Origin of the sequence: Wolbachia endosymbiont of Drosophila aff. chauvacae BK-2020, assembly GCF_032848195.1 — a bacterium.
GTDB classification, from domain to species: Bacteria; Pseudomonadota; Alphaproteobacteria; order Rickettsiales; family Anaplasmataceae; genus Wolbachia; species Wolbachia pipientis.
Genome location: NZ_CP136586.1, coordinates 984,530 through 1,000,889 on the forward strand (window position 1 = coordinate 984,530; position 16,360 = coordinate 1,000,889).

General features: G+C 35.9%; 10 protein-coding genes. 6 read left to right on the forward strand and 4 right to left on the reverse strand.

Annotated features, from left to right (window positions below; translation table 11 throughout):
- The first annotated feature begins 13 nt into the window (after positions 1–13).
- A complete protein-coding gene (locus R0F62_RS05250; RefSeq protein ID WP_274979328.1) occupies positions 14–1,276 on the forward strand; it encodes an MFS transporter in 1,263 nt (420 codons plus the stop codon).
- Positions 1,277–1,283: 7 nt separating this feature from the next.
- Here the strand turns inward: R0F62_RS05250 and R0F62_RS05255 are convergent, their stop codons facing one another.
- A complete protein-coding gene (locus R0F62_RS05255) occupies positions 1,284–2,207 on the reverse strand; it encodes an RluA family pseudouridine synthase (RefSeq protein WP_006279888.1) in 924 nt (307 codons plus the stop codon).
- Between the two features lie 408 nt (positions 2,208–2,615).
- The gene (gene pdhA, locus R0F62_RS05260; protein WP_006279887.1) at positions 2,616–3,596 is read right to left on the reverse strand and encodes a pyruvate dehydrogenase (acetyl-transferring) E1 component subunit alpha; all 981 of its coding nucleotides are present in this window, start codon (positions 3,594–3,596) and stop codon (positions 2,616–2,618) included.
- A gap of 55 nt (positions 3,597–3,651) precedes the next feature.
- On the opposite strand from pdhA, the gene hemJ reads away from it, so the two are divergent.
- The 3 genes from hemJ (at position 3,652) to miaB (ending at position 6,345) form a co-directional block, all read left to right on the forward strand.
- Positions 3,652–4,080, forward strand: a complete 429-nt coding sequence (gene hemJ / locus R0F62_RS05265) for a protoporphyrinogen oxidase HemJ (RefSeq protein WP_010082641.1) — start codon at positions 3,652–3,654, stop codon at positions 4,078–4,080.
- 53 nt (positions 4,081–4,133) lie between these two features.
- Positions 4,134–4,412 (forward strand): hypothetical protein, encoded by a 279-nt coding sequence (locus R0F62_RS05270; protein ID WP_138265071.1) that lies wholly within the window; start codon positions 4,134–4,136, stop codon positions 4,410–4,412.
- Positions 4,413–5,025: 613 nt separating this feature from the next.
- Entirely contained in the window at positions 5,026–6,345 is a 1,320-nt protein-coding gene (miaB, locus tag R0F62_RS05275; RefSeq protein WP_010962578.1) for a tRNA (N6-isopentenyl adenosine(37)-C2)-methylthiotransferase MiaB, read from the forward strand.
- 139 nt (positions 6,346–6,484) lie between these two features.
- On the opposite strand, the gene R0F62_RS05280 is transcribed toward miaB, so the two are convergent.
- Positions 6,485–7,951 carry a peptide MFS transporter gene (locus tag R0F62_RS05280; RefSeq protein WP_317051351.1) on the reverse strand — a complete coding sequence of 489 codons (1,467 nt, stop codon included), beginning with the start codon at positions 7,949–7,951 and terminating at the stop codon, positions 6,485–6,487.
- Positions 7,952–8,127: 176 nt separating this feature from the next.
- Here R0F62_RS05280 and R0F62_RS05285 point away from each other — a divergent pair, with 176 nt between their 5' ends.
- Positions 8,128–11,463: a class I tRNA ligase family protein gene (locus tag R0F62_RS05285; protein WP_274979330.1), complete on the forward strand. Its 3,336-nt coding sequence runs from the start codon at positions 8,128–8,130 to the stop codon at positions 11,461–11,463.
- Between the two features lie 67 nt (positions 11,464–11,530).
- The gene (locus R0F62_RS05290) at positions 11,531–14,008 is read left to right on the forward strand and encodes a hypothetical protein (RefSeq protein WP_274979331.1); all 2,478 of its coding nucleotides are present in this window, start codon (positions 11,531–11,533) and stop codon (positions 14,006–14,008) included.
- Here R0F62_RS05290 and pheT read toward each other — a convergent pair.
- Positions 13,999–16,338 carry a phenylalanine--tRNA ligase subunit beta gene (gene pheT, locus R0F62_RS05295; protein WP_274979332.1) on the reverse strand — a complete coding sequence of 780 codons (2,340 nt, stop codon included), beginning with the start codon at positions 16,336–16,338 and terminating at the stop codon, positions 13,999–14,001. The genes R0F62_RS05290 and pheT overlap by 10 nt on opposite strands.
- Positions 16,339–16,360: the final 22 nt, after the last annotated feature.

A 16,360-nucleotide genomic window follows, 5' to 3' on the forward strand; every position in this document is an offset into this window, starting at 1 on the left:
AAATTGAAAGACCATGAATAATATCCAAAAAGCAATACTATCGGGCATGATCTGTAACATGATTGTGTGGTATGAACTCACTCTTTTTGGAGTATTAACAGATACAATCATCAACGTTTTTTTCCCATCAGAAGATCATTATTTGAGTACACTCAAATTCCTTGGTGTTTTTGCAATTGGTTTTGCGTTTAGACCAATTGGTGCAGTAATTTTTGGTTATATGGGAGATAAGTATGGCAGAAGAAAGACTTTACTTACTTCAGTAATATTAATTTCAATATCATCCACAATTATGGGAATTATACCTGGGTATAAAGAAATAGGGTTGCTTTCACCTGTATTGCTTGTGTTTTGTAGAATAGTGCAAGGAATAACTGCAGGAGGTGAAACAAGCATTAATACAGCATTTACGATAGAGCATTCAAAAGATAAAAAAAATCTAGGTTTCTTAGGAAGTATGAAGCCCTTTAGCGGAGCCCTTGGAACGCTCTTATGCATAACAATGATATTTATCTGCAAAAGAGTTACAGGTGAGAACTATGAAATATGGGGATGGAAGTTGCTTTTTTATTTTTGCTTTTTTTGGGGGACAATAGGTTTTTTAACTAGGTACATATTAAAAGAAAGCTTAGCATATAAAACTAATAAGTACGCTAATAATTTAGCACATTCACCATTGTTAGAACTAGTAAGAAACTATAAAAGACCGCTTATTATTTCAATCAATCTGGGAATTGCTCAGAATGCAATTGTCTACGCAGCAATAATGTTTTATAATATATCAATAAAAGAGCTAGTTATTTTATCTATTAGTGTTAAAGATTTAATGAGGATAGTAATACAGGCTGTATTTGCAGCATCTGCGGTACTTTTTGCAATTTTATCTGATAAAGTTGGAAGAAAACGCGTAATGATTCCTGTACTGATTATGCTATCTCTGATTGGTACATGTGTATTACCATTATTATCTTCCGTTAACCACTATGTCGTAATAATAACTTACTTATTGATTACTATACCAGTAGGTGCATCTTTTGGAATATATGGTTCTGTTATTTGTGAACTGTTTCCAACAAAAGTAAGATGCACTGGCGTAAGCTTAGCAAATAATATATCTGCAGGAATTTTTGGTGGCCTTTCTCCATACATATGCATGTGGCTTATAGAAAAAACCGAAACAAAACTTGCAGCAGGCATTTATCTTACTGCCTGCGCATTAATTAGCCTAATATCTGTGCTTCAAATTAAAGCCAAAGACAGAAAAGTTGATTGGTGAAATCGTTTCAGTCGAAAAATAGCGCTTCAATGGATTTTTCGATGTGTTTAGTGATAGGAGCGGTGATAGTGATTTCTTTATTGTTTGGCAGTTTTAAAGATAAAGAATGCGAATGAAGGTGAATTTTATTTGCTATCCCATCAATAAAAGCTTTTTTACCACCATATTTACCGTCACCAAGAATAGGGCAATTTATATGAGCTAAATGTGCACGTAACTGATGGGTTCTGCCGGTAATTGGTTGTAATTTTAAATAAGCAACATTGTGTTTGGATTTTGCTATAATTGAAAAATGCGTAGTGGCATTCTGAGGTGAATTTTCATCAACGACCACTTTTTCTTGACCTGAAACATATTTTTTCACCAATGGATAGTCTATTGTTCCACTATCCTTGCTCGGTATGCCAGAAGTTAATGCTAAATAAGTTTTTTTTACTCTTCGTCCTTTAAATTCTTCCATAAGGTATCTGGCAACATTAGCGTTGCGTGCGAATATTATCACTCCACTCGTATCTCTATCTAGCCTATGGACAATTTTAAATGTTTCTCCCTCTCTTATTTGGTCAAGCAAATCACTCATGCTAATCTTTACTTTTACGCCACCTTGAACGATGACCCCTGCGGGTTTGTTTATAGCTAGTATATATTCGTCTTCATATAATATGTTCTCTCTTAGTAGATTCACTAACTTTTCATTATATTTGCGATCAGAATTAGCGTTTTCAATATAATTCAAGTGCTTCAGCGTTATAGTTTGCCCAGAATTTACTCTATCACTGGACTTTGCTTTGCAATCATCAACTTTGATTAATCCTTTCCTTAAAGATTTTTCAATTACAGATTGCTTTAGATCAGGAAAGATTCTTCTGATGTACCTATCCAGCCTAACGTTATCGTCTTCTATTAATATGGTTTTTATACTTTGTAGCATTCCATTATTTATAATGAATATCTAGTGAAATGTCAATTATTGGTGTCATTCCAGTGTCAAGCACTGGAATGACACCGAAGGGGCTACTGCCGTCATAAAGGAACCAGTGTCAGCTACTCGGATGACAGGAGAAGGAGACTACTGAGATGACAGCTAGCCTGACAACCGTCATCCCGCTGCTTGTTAGCGGGATCTAGAGATACCGCGAATGAATCGCGGTATGACGGTTCGCGGCGGCATGACGTAGAGCTTGCGTTAGCTATACTTTTATACTCACCAACTCAGCTGGATCCAAGTAGTCAGAGCACTGGGATGACAAAAAAAGGAGGGCACTTGGATGACGGGAGAAGGAGCTATTTGGATGACATCGTTTACTATACAATGTTTGTACAGTTCTGGATAAAAAAATTAGCTAACAAATTTATAAACATCAGTATACAGCTCATCAACGCTTGGTTCTTTACTATTTTTGGCAAAATCTTCCGACTTTTTTACTAAATCACGTATTTCCTTATCAATTACTTTGCACTCTTCTTCTGAAGCCATTTTATTATCTGTCATGTATTTCTTTAAAGTGCTTATAGGGTCATGATTTTGCTTCATATCTTCAACTTCTTCTTTTAAGCGATAAGTAGCAGGATCTGACATTGAGTGACCGCGATATCGATATGTCTTCATTTCAAGCAGGATAGGCCCTTTTCCGCTGCGTGTGTGTTCCGCTGCTTCGCTTGTAGCCTCATAAACAGAGAAAAAATCCATTCCATCAACTTGTTTTCCAGGAATACCAAAACTTTCTCCTCTTTTATATAACTCTGTTACTAAAGTTGACCTTTGCACGGAGGTTCCCATTGCGTATTCATTATTTTCTATGATGTAAACCACAGGCAACTCCCACAAAGATGCCATATTAAACGATTCATATACTTGTCCTTGATTTGCAGCACCGTCGCCAAAATATGTAAATACCACATTATCTTTTTTCTTATATTTATTAGCAAATGCTATTCCTGTGCCAATTGGAACTTGTGCTCCCACTATTCCATGCCCGCCGAAGAATTTTTTTTCAACGTCAAATACGTGCATCGAACCACCTTTACCTTTCGAGCATCCTGTTTCTTTGCCGGTAAGCTCTGCCATTACAACATTTGGATCAGAATCACATGCGAGCATTAAGCCATGGTCTCTATAACTTGTGATAAAAGCGTCACCTAATTTTGATGCAGCTTGAGTTCCAACTGCAACTGCTTCTTGTCCTATTGATAGGTGACAGAACCCGCCTATTAATCCCATCCCATATAATTGTCCTGCTTTTTCCTCAAATCTGCGTATGAGTAGCATTTTCCTGTAGAATCCAATTATCTGTTCTTTAGTGAAATTTTCTGCTTTCATATCGATTTCTTTTTCATTAAACTAACACAATACCAGGAATTTTAAATTTTTGCTAATGAACTATTACCACTGGCTTGAGGCTTTTCACGTTATCTCTGTTATCATGTGGATGGCAGGTATGCTTTATTTACCCAGGCTTTATGTCTACCATGCAACTGTAAAACCGGGATCGGAAAATGATAGCTTGCTTCAAACAATGGAAAAGAGGCTACTTAGATATATCATAAACCCTGCAATGCTTTTCTCACTTGGTCTTGGAATTACACTAATGGTTATTAGGGAAGCATATCGTGAAGGATGGTTTCATGTAAAAGCATTTGCAATACTTTTGATGTTAATTATTCATATGCTACTTGCAAAATATAGGAAAAATTTTGCAATGGGTTCGAATAAGAAGTCACATATTTATTTTCGCGTTTTAAATGAAGCAGTTACAGTATTGATAATAGTTATAGTTATTATGGTTGTTGTAAAACCTTTTTGACTGACCTTACCCAAAAAAAGCAGAAAGCTCGTATCTGTTCAGATGCATGGCTAATGTACAATACTGAAATAAAAATTCCAGTGCTCCCTTTCTTGTCATCCCAGTGCTTGACACTGGGATCCAGCTTTCTTTACAAATTCACCAAAAGTGCTTCATTCTATAACGCAAAACCCATACTCACCAAACTCAATGCATTACTTGCAATTAAGTCTCCTGGATGCCAGTGTCAAGCTACTCGGATGACACCATTCTTTTTCCTGGATCCCAGTGTTAGCTACTTGCATGACACCATTCTTTTTCCTGGATCTCAGTGGGCTTTGTTGCATCGCTAGCTATGATGGATAAAGATAAAAAAGGTAGAGAATATCAGTAGCTTATTATTCTGGTATTTATAACAAGAACGGTCAGTGAATACCTAAATTTGAGTAAAAGAAATTTCACTACCACTCACTAATCCGGCTAAAATTCAAGAATTTCAATGCTTTAGCTATTTTCAATAGAATTAAATTTATTAATATAAATAATAAATTACTATTCTTAAATTTGATCAGATTGATTGCAAAAAAACAAGATTTTCAATAGGTTGCTTATAATCCTAACTATAGTTAGCCTTTCATAAGTAGCGATGCAACAAAGCCATCCCAGTGTCAAGCACTGGGATGACAAGAAGAGGGCACTGCCCTCTTGGATGGAAGCCAGTGTTAGCTACTTTCATGACACCCTGACAACCGTCATCCCGCTACTTGTTAGCGGGATCTAGAGATACCGTGATGGTATGACGTAGGGGTTGCCGAGAACTTGTCATCCCAGTGCTTGACACTGGGATCCAGTTTTTCGTATAATTTTGTCAAAATCTATTGTGCTAGCAAGTTCACTAGCGTCACGCGCTGGTCTGTTAGACATTTACGTGTAGGGTGAAGAAATTTTGAAAAAGACATACCAAATATGAAAGGCCTATATATTAAAACTTACGGCTGTCAGATGAACGTTTATGACTCCGTTTTAATGGAAAATGTAATTAAACCTTTGGGGTTCAACGTTGTTAGTGATGCAGGGAAAGCCGATTTAGTGATACTGAATACTTGTCACATTAGAGAGAAGGCAGCAGAAAAACTTTACTCAGAGCTTGGGAAGATTCATTCGTTACGAAAAGAAATGACTATAGTGGTGGCTGGGTGCGTAGCGCAAGCAGAGGGAGAAGAAGTGTTCAGAAGGGCTCCTTTTGTTGATATTGTTGTTGGTCCGCAGAGTATCGCTACCTTACCGGAGCTGATAGTCAAAGCAAGCAGAAGTAAAGGTCATGTAATAAACACTGATTTTCCTGAAGTTGCAAAGTTTGATAAATTGCCAGATGAATGCTATGGCAATAGCCAGGGGTCTTCTGCGTTTCTTGCCATACAAGAGGGTTGTGATAAATTTTGTACGTTTTGTGTAGTGCCCTATACTCGTGGAGCTGAGTATTCACGGCCAGTGAATGAAATATTTCGTGAAGCATTGAAATTAGTTGCAAATGGGGCAAATGAGATCAATTTGCTTGGTCAGAACGTCAATGCTTACCATGGGGAGTGCGAAGGGGAAGTGTGGGATTTAGGAAAATTAATTAGTCATATTGCTAAAATTGAAAAGCTAGAGAGGATTCGTTATACAACTTCTCATCCAAGAGATATGCATGAATCTCTCTACTTGGCACATGCGGAAGAGCCAAAGCTCATGCCGTTTGTTCACCTGCCTGTGCAGTCTGGTTCGAATAAAATATTGCACGCGATGAACAGGAAACACACTGCAGAGGAGTATTTGGAAATAATAGACAGATTTCGCAAATTGAAACCTGAAATCGAATTTTCTTCTGATTTTATTGTTGGTTTTCCTGGAGAAACCGAAAAAGATTTTGAAGAAACTATGAAATTAGTAGAAAAAGTTAGATATGCTCAGGCTTATAGTTTTAAATACAGCCCAAGACCAGGCACACCGGGAGCGGAAAGAAAAGATCAAGTACCAGAAGAGGTTAAAACAGAGCGCCTTCTTCGTTTACAGAAATTAATTAGTAAGCAACAACTTGAGTTTAACCAGAGTATGGTAGGTAAAACTATACCTGTTCTATTTAGCGATAAAAAAGGTAAACACCAAAACCAAATTATTGGTAAAAGCCCATATATGCAATCAGTGTGCATTGATGATTCTGAAGATAAATACAGGGACAAAATAGTAAATGTGAAAGTGTTGGAAGCTCGGCAGAGTAGTTTGCTGGGGTGTGCATTTCACTGATTTTAAGCAGCGTTAAATATAAATCTTAAGCAAAGAGTATTGAAAAAATGCAATCATAATCTTTTTCAAAAGTTACAAAGTTTAATTGCTACCTCTGCTGAACGGGTACCTTAAACCTACAAATTTGAGCTTACCTATATCAATTTTTTGTACAAGATGAGTTAGTAACAACTTTATGTATAAAATTGAAGAAGAATAAAAATACAATAACGAGCATTAAATTAAATATTCCCACCTTTAAAAAACCCTCTTTATATATTTCTAAAGATTCTAAATAATTTATTTTACCATTTACTGAAGGAACTGACATAAATTTTGATATTACAACTCCGGCTAGGTTAGAAAACGCTAATGACAGCATTACTATACCCATCACTACTCCTCTAAGGTTTTTGGGGGCTAGTGTAGTTGCTTGTTCTTGGACTAATGGAGCAATACATAATTCTCCCAGTCCCATAAAGGAGATAGCAATTATTAAATATAAGTATTCTACTTTACCTTCAATGTTAGAGTTTAAACATCCTATGTACAGTGTGAAAAAACACATAGCCATTGTCAGAAGGCCAAGGGTAAACATGGAAGTTGCATATTTTTGCTTAAACTTCATGTATGTTCCAAAAAGAAAGCCAAATATTATAATTGACAAAGGATTTATGGCTTGAGAAACTGAAGCTGGGATTGTTATACCTAATACATTGTTAATAACGTTTCTTTCGGTGAATAAGTTAACCAAAGAGCCAAGCTGCATTTCTAAAGCAAAAAAACACAAGAAAAATACCACAAGAATAGATAATGCCACTAATTTTCGTCTTTGTTCTGCTGATAATTTAGATATTATATAAATAAATATGCCCAGAGCTGTTATTCCAATAAATATGAGCATATTAGTAAAAAATTCACTATGTATAAGCATTTTAGCAATTATTGATGATGACAGAAAGCTTCCTATCAATACTATACCAAAAATTTTAATCCCTAATATGCGCTTATTCATAAGCTCTGGATAAGGAGAAAGGCCGCTATCTCCTAAAAGATTCTGAAATTTGAGAAAAAAGATTAGCCCTATAGACATCCCAATACCAGCTAAACCAAAGCCGTAGTGCCAGCCAAACAAGTGGGCTACATAACCACATGAAATAGAAGCCAATATTGCTCCAATATTCACACCTACGTAAAATAAAGTAAAGCCTCTGCTACGTTCAGGATCGTCTTTGCCATAGCATGAACTAAGTAAGTTAGTTACGTTCCCTTTAAACATACCAGTACCTATGGCTATTAGAGATAAACCTAAATATAATAAACCTGGTTCAAACTTAACCAATGACATGCAAGCATGACCTGCTATCATCACTATCCCTCCAAGCAACACCATGTTGCGGAATCCCATCAACTTATCAGCTAAAAAACCTCCAAGTATTGGTATAGCATAACCTGTTGCAGCAAATAATGAGTAAATAGTAAAGGCCCTCTCATCAGTGAAACCTAAGTGAGAAGTCAAAAATAGGACCAAAAGTGCCCTCATTCCATAGTAAGAGAAACGTTCCCACATTTCAACAAAGCACAACATTTTTAAAAATTGTGGAAACTTATCTGTCTTCTGATCCATAAAATACCCCTAAAGCTTGGGTTAATGTTAAGTAAAACAATAAAAACTGCAAGTAAAACTTAAAAAAAGGTATTGGAAGCTCGGCAGAATAGTTTGTTGGGGTGTGAGCTACGGAAATATTTTTGAATTTGTAATTTTTCAGAAAGCCCTATATTCTTTAGTTTTACATAGCGAATATGAAGTCAAAGCATTATCCTGATACAGTAAGTAGTCCTGATTTTTTATCGTTAGAAAAGGAAATCATAAAATTTTGGCAGGAAAACAAAGTTTTTGAGCGGTCAGTTGAAGAACGTTCCAAGGATAATTGTTTTGTCTTTTACGATGGGCCTCCGTTTGCAAATGGACTTCCGCATTATGGACATTTACTCACTGGTTTCATCAAAGACGCATTTGCAAGATACCAAACTATGCTTCAAAAAAGGGTTGAACGTAGATTTGGCTGGGATTGCCATGGATTGCCGGCTGAGATGGGTGCAGAAAAAGAACTTGGAATATCTGGTAGAACTGAGATAGAGAAGTTTGGTATAGATAAATTTAACGATCATTGCCGTACTTCTGTGATGAAATTTTCATCAGAGTGGGAGAAGTATGTAAATAGGCAAGCAAGGTGGGTAGACTTTCACAATGACTATAAGACTATGGATAAATCATTCATGGAGTCGGTCATGTGGGCATTCAAGCAGCTTTATGATAAGGGTCTGGTGTATGAATCAGTGCGCGTTGTACCATATAGCTGGGCATGCGAAACTCCATTATCTAATTTCGAAACAAGGCTTGATAACGCGTATAGAGAAAAAGTTAGCAAAGCTGTAACTGTTGCATTTGAGCTTTTAGAAAACCCACAGCAATTTAAAAGTGTTAAACGAAAGTGTAAATTACTTGCTTGGACTACAACTCCTTGGACGTTGCCGAGCAACTTGGCTTTAGCAATAGGAAAAGATATTAAGTATTGTGCAGTGTCAGTCCACCCTTTGATGTCATTCCAGCGCGTGACGCTGGAATCTATTTCTGGATCCCAGTGTCTGGGCACTGGGATGACAGGGAGTAGTGAAGGAAGTTCAATGAATGGTGAAATATACATTTTTGCTGAAAGCTACTTAGAGAAATTTATCAGCCACTCTGAACAAAACAATATTCCATATGAAAACTGCAATATAAAACTTAAAGCGAATGATCTTGCAGGTCTTTCTTACAAACCACTGTTTGACTATTTTAAAGACACAAAAAATGCATTTCGCGTTTTTATTGCTGATTATGTGACGGAAGAAGACGGTACTGGCGTTGTGCATACTGCCCCTGGATTTGGTGAGGAAGATTTTTACCTTTGCCAAAGCCATGATATTCCAGTTATTTGTCCAATTGATAACAGTGGAAAATTTACTGCTGAAGTTTCAGATTTGGCAGGGGTTCATGTTTTTGATGCCAATGATACAGTAATAAAAAAATTGAAAGGGCAGGGAAGTTGGTTTAAGACTGAGCAATATATTCACAATTATCCACACTGCTGGAGAACTGACACTCCTTTGATCTATCGAACTATGCCTTCTTGGTATGTTGCTGTTACAAAATTCAAAAGCAGAATGGTAGAGCTAAATAAGAGAGTTAATTGGATACCAAACCACATTAGAGATGGTCAATTTGGAAAATGGCTTGAAGGGGCACACGACTGGTCAATTTCACGCAATCGATTCTGGGGTACGCCAATCCCTGTATGGAAATCAGATGATGCGAGATATCCAAGAGTAGATGTATATGGTTCAATAGAAGAACTGGAGAGAGATTTTAATGTTAAAATAGACGACTTGCACAGACCATTTATCGATACTTTAACAAGACTAAATCCTGATGATCCAACAGGAAAATCAGTTATGCGCCGTGTACCTGACGTGTTTGACTGCTGGTTTGAATCTGGCTCGATGCCATTTGCGCAAATCCACTATCCGTTTGAAAATAAGGAGTGGTTTGAATCTGCGGATTTTATCACTGAATACATAGCGCAAACCAGGGGGTGGTTTTATACGCTCTTTGTATTGTCCACTGCTTTGTTTAATAGGGAACCATTTAAGAACTGCATATGCCACGGTGTTGTTTTGGATGTAAAAGGGCAAAAATTGTCCAAACGTTTGAATAACTATGCAGATCCAATGGAGGTTTTTGATAGATACGGTTCTGATGCACTGCGTTTTCTTATGCTTTCTGGATCTATTATTTGTGGTGGTAATTTGCTACTCGATAAAGAAGGAAACTCAATACGAGATGTTCTGAAAAACGTAATAAAACCTATTTGGAACAGTTATCACTTTTTTACTATGTATGCAAATGCAGATGGAATTAAAGCTGAAGTTTGTAAGGATTATCAAACTACTATTGATCGCTACATGATTTCCAAATGTTTTGAAGCTGTAGAAAGTATCCAAGCTTCTATGAACAGCTATAGCTCCCAAGAGGCTTGCAAAATTCTGATAGATTTTTTTGAAGTGCTGAATAACTGGTATATTCGTCGCAGTCGCGAGCGTTTTTGGAAAAGTGATTTGGATCAGGATAAAACTGATGCTTATAATGTTCTATATACGGTTTTTTATTACATACTAAGAGCTGCAGCTCCTTTGTTGCCACTTATAACAGAGAATATATGGCAAGGGCTTAAGTATGAAGAAACATCTGTTCATTTGGCTAATTTTCCACAATTAGAGAAGTTTGATAGTCAGCTCATTGCCAAGATGGATCTAGTGAGAGAGGTGTGCAACTCTGCACTTTCGATCAGAAACACTTTTAATATACGTATCAGACAGCCGCTTGGCAGTATGATCATTTATCATCAGTCTTCCTGTAGTTTTCTTGAAGGTGAACCGCTTTCTGTCATCCCAGAGTTCTCTCCTGTTATCCAAGTAGCTGACACTGGGATCCAGTGTGCTGCAGATTCAAATGAGTACCAGGAGATGATAAAAGATGAGGTGAATGTAAAAAGCTTGGAATTAGTAAACAGACTTGAAGGTATTGCATCACTAGAGTTAAAGCTAAATTTCCCACTGCTTGGGAAAAGAATTCCAGACAAAATCAAGAAGCTAGTTCAATATGTCAAGGAGGGAAAATGGAAGCAAGTTGAGAATGAGCAGATATTTCTAGGAGACGAATCAGAGAACTATATTATAGAAAAAGGCGAATATGAACTATTGTTAAAAGCAAACAGTGAATATTCCTCTGTATTTGATAACAATAAAGGGATTGTCATTCTAAATACTGAACTAAATGATGAATTAATTCTAGAAGGGTTAGCGAGAGATGTCGTGAGGCTCATTCAAGAAACCAGAAAACAAGCTGATTTTCATATATCAGATAGAATCAGAGTAATAATCAAAACAGAAGAAGAGAAAATTAAGGAAGCAATAAATACGTGGTTTGAATATATAAAAGAGCAGACCCTTGCCTTATCTTTGGACATTAATACAGAAATTGGAACTAACTTCTATTCTAAGGAATATCAGGATTTAAGTGTTAGTATTGAGCGTTAAATTTTTAATAAAGTGCAAGATTGTCAGTATTTATGCTATACTTAAGGTAATTGGATAAGGTTATAATATGAATAAAGCTGTTGCAGATGATTATGAAGAAGTTGTTAACAATAGTGGTGGTTTAGGTAAAGCAGAATCTGTTGTTACTTTGGAGGAGGAAGAAGAGTTTTTTGATGCTATGGAAGCTGTTTCTAATGTAGAAGAAGGGAATAATTTAGGTCTTGCTACTTCAGAAGAGGAAGAAGAATTTTTTGATGCTGTGGAAGAACAAGAGCCGTTAGCTAATTTTAACGTTCCACTCAGTATATTTCATTATAAAGATTATAACTCTGATTTTTTTACTTCCTGGTATAATATATCAAGCGAAATATTTAAGGAAATAAATAGAACTTGCCCAGAAAAGAAAATATTAAATTTAGCTCTGTCAGTTTTAATGCTTCCTTATATTGCTTTTACTGCACTGGGATTAGTCGTATGCAGTAGATTTCAAGCAAACAGCAAGACACAAGACAGTGTAGGGGAAGATAAGACAAAAAAGAGTGAAACTGGCGTGCCAAAAAGATTGGCATATGGTGTTCTTGCTGCAATAGCAATTTTTGTTAATATGGCTGTACTTGTAGCCTTAGTTGTTCCTGCAACAATTGCTTTGGCTACTTTTTATCTTTTCAATAGAGATTTATCTCACTCTTTAGTTACTGCTCTTAAAATAAGTATGGGGCGGTATTCTAATAAGCATCAAAATATTGAGGTGTCTTTTCATGAAAAGGAAGTTACTGGACCAAATATTGCGTGGGATATGGAAATAGAATTTCCACCGCAATTTAAACGATTGCTTAGAGATTTGTATGAAAATGAAAATAACAAGTGGTTTGATGTGACGCGGAATTCAGAGCATAGCATCGTACTGAAATTGTCAACTAACATCAATTTAAAAAATGGTCTTAAGCCCTTACGCAACGAAATCAAGGATGTGCTTGCAACTTCTATTCAGGAATTTGCGAAGACTATGGAAGAACTGATAAAGCTAGAAAAGAAAGAGATTACATATGATAAATTGAACGAATTCAAGTCGAAAGTGGTAGATAGTATAGGTCCTAATTTGACAAGTCACTTAATACAAAGTGCTTATCAAGTTGCCTTTATACAAGCAATTAAGTTTCAGCGAGATAGACGGGGAGAAGATTTTTCGCTGGAAGATGAGATAAAAAATTCTTTAGTGAGACAGGAATTAGAGAGTTTAAGAGGAATAGGTCAAACAAGGTGTAACAATATATATAAGAAATTAAAAGAAATACATGAAAACAGTAACTTAACAAATGACACCTTAAAAAGGGGGTTAGAAGACCTTTTTAAATTCGAATATGATGATCAAGAGATTGAGCGCAGGCTGATAAAATCAGTAATGAAAAAAGTTCAAGGTAAGTTAAGTCAATCAGATATACCGGATAAGGAGAAGCAAAGCCTAAGGAAGCAGCTTGAAGATTTAGAAAAAAAAGTAAAGGTTCCATCGGATAAGGAAGCTTCAGCTAAAATAAATGACTTTATAGAAAAGATGTATTTAGAAATAAAAAAATATAAAGTGCAAAGGTTACTTCGAGAACAAAAAAAGGGTGTTTTACGTTTATGCAAGAAATTAAGAAAATATGGTGAATCAGGTCTAGCAGAAATAATTGAAGCTTTTCGCGTGCAAGATGAAGGACATTTAGAAAAATCTACATTAGAACAAACACTCAAAGATCAAAATAAGCGTTTACAAGCTGAACAAGATAACAGGGAAAAAGGGCATCCGGGTACAAGATCAATAGAAGTGCTCTTAAAAAGGAATGAAGAAATTCTGAAAGCATTAAAACAGTTAGAATTAGGCAAAAAAGAATTATTGATAAATGAAGAAACAAAAAATGATTATAAAGAAGAACTAACGTCTCGTGAAAAAATAAAATTTGCAGTAATAGAAGATGATTTACTGAAGGTATTCAAGCTTGAAACTTTTGATGAAAAAGAAATCAAGAAGTTATTAGAAAGAGCAGAACTGGAGTACTGTTTAGCAGAAAAACGCATCAAATATCCTCTAATTAAAACAAAAGATAATATCAAACATTTTAGTCAAAATTTATTGTCTCCTTTGATAGACAATTTGACAAAAAATATAATAAATAATATACCAGGAAATAGTGAAGGTTGTATACAGAAAGTTAAGAACTGGAGTAAAGTTATGTTTGGTGCAATAAAGATTGGAGCATCAAATGCTTATAAAGAGACTACAGAGAGAAAAGCGTTAAATGTGGCACATAATACTTATAAAGAAGGAGAGACATTTCTTCAATGTTTTCAGTCAAATTATGAAGGTATTGGAGCCTTTTTAGGTAATTTATTTTCTGATGATGGGGTAACATTTAAAAATGATGTGTGGCCTAAAATAGAAGAGCATTTGCATGGAATGTGGGATAGATTTTTCAAGGATATTGAATTCAATATTGGAAATAAATTGGATGAAGTAAGTGTGACACAGCAACGGCAGGAAACTATGATTGTGACTCAACGATAAGTTCTCAAAGTTCCTCCGGTATTTTCACATACTAAATTAACTATAGCACTTGATTCTTTTTGGATCTCTTTTTCAGTTAAAGTGTGGATTGGAGAGCAAAAAGTAACTGACAACGCTATAGACATCTTATTCGGTTCTATATTATTTCCATGGTATACATCGAATATCAAAACTTCTGTGATGAGCTCTGAGCTTTTTTTTATCACATTGATTATGTTACCTACTTCCACATCCTTATTTACTATAAATGCAAAATCACGTTTTACACTTTGGTATTTATAATCGATAAATTTCTTTCTACTGACAGGTAAATTTTCAATATTTTCTAGTATTACCTCAAAACCTACAACTTTTTGCTTGATATCAAAAAGATCTAATATATTAGGATGCAACTCTCCAAAATAACCTGCTACTTTATTCTTAAAAGAGAGAGTGCCTGACTTTCCTGGGTGGTAATGTTCTTTTTCTGCTTTCTCTATCGTTAAATTATCACAATTAACGTTAAAAAACTCCAAAGCTGCTATGCAATCAGCCTTTGCGTCAAAAACATCTACTTTCCTATCAGTATTATAATGGTTTCGCGGTAAATTATTTCCTGACCTAATTCCACTTAAAACATACTTAGACTGAGCTTCACCATCGTAAATCGGCCCGATTTCGAAGATTGCAAGATCAGATATTCCATGGGCAATATTATCAGCAGTAACTTGCAATAAATTTGGCATAATACTTGGTCTCATTATATTAAAGCTATTGTTAAACGGATTATCGATGATAAATAACTTATTCGAGTAACCAAATTTTTCAGCTGTTGATTCACTCATAAACGACCAGGTTAGCACTTCATGAAACCCTCTGTTTGTCATCAAAATACGCAAATTGTCGTATGTACTATCTACTTCTTCAACATTATTTGGTAGTGGTTCTTCTTTTATTTTGTCATAGCCGTATATCCTTGTTACTTCTTCGATTAGGTCAGCCGGTATTGTCACGTCCGGTCTCCAGCTTGGTACTTGTACATTCCAATTGCCTTCGGTTTTTTTATCAATACTAAACCCTAGTTTCGTTAAGATATCAAGCACCTCATCAGGCGATACAGACACACTTCCAAACTTGTTCACATCCTGATAATCAAAGCTCACCTTGGTGTCAGCACTATCTAAACTGCCAGCAGACACTACGCTTGAGGTTTCTCCACCACATAAGTCCAGAATCATTTTAGCTGCAAGGTTGAGTCCATCAAAAGTAAATTCAGGATCAACTGAACGTGCAAATCTGTAACTAGCGTCTGTGGAGATGCCGAGCTGCCTTGAAGATTTAGTAATAGAGATGGGATCGAACCAAGCAGACTCTAAAAAGATATCAGTAGTTTCAAGAGTACATTCACTGCACTTACCACCTATAATTCCAGCAATTCCATGAATATTTTTATCACCTGCAATAACGCTTATGTCTTTGTTTAATAAGTATTCTTTACCGTTCAAACCAGCAAATTTTTCTCCGTCGTTTGCTTTGCGTACTGTGAGCTCTCCTTCTATTTTTTTTGCATCATACGCGTGCATTGGGCGGCTGAAAGATATCATAATATAGTTCGTGATATCAACTATTGCAGAAATGGAGCGCATTCCTATCGATTCCAGCCTATCTTTTAACCATTTTGGGCTTTCTTGATTTTTTACATTGGCGATGTATATTCCACTAATAAAACTTTCCCCGTCAGTAACTTCAACATCGATTGGTGAATTTATGGAGCTGGTAAGTTGTGGAATGCTTAAAGTCTTTAATGTCCCAATTCCAGTTGCAGCAAGGTCGCGAGCTATTCCATAAATGCCTAAGCAATCTCCACAGTTTGGAGTAACATTTATATCAATTACAGGGTCACAATTGAAAAATTTATCCCCTACTTTATAATCATCGGAAAGCTCGATTATTCCTTCACTTTCCTCTTGAACCAGCGCAAGTTCAGAAGCAGAGCAGAGCATCCCTTCACTTAGCACTCCTCGTATTTTTGTGGGCTTGATTGTGAAATCACTTTCTGGCAATGTGCTACCAAGAGATGCAAGCACAGTTTTCATACCTTCTCTAACATTGTTTGCTCCGCAAACTATTTGTAGAATTTTACTTCCGTCATCTACTTTACATAATTTTAATTTATCAGCATTTGGATGAGGTACGACTTCTAATACCTCTGCAACGATAAACCCAGTCAATCTGGAATTATCGATCACATCTTCTACTTCTAACCCTATGTGAGTTAATTTATCGGTAATTTCTTCTAAACTAGCATTGGTTTCTAAGTACTCTAATAACCAAGATAATGTGAATTTCATGGACCTAAAAAGAAGTGAAAAA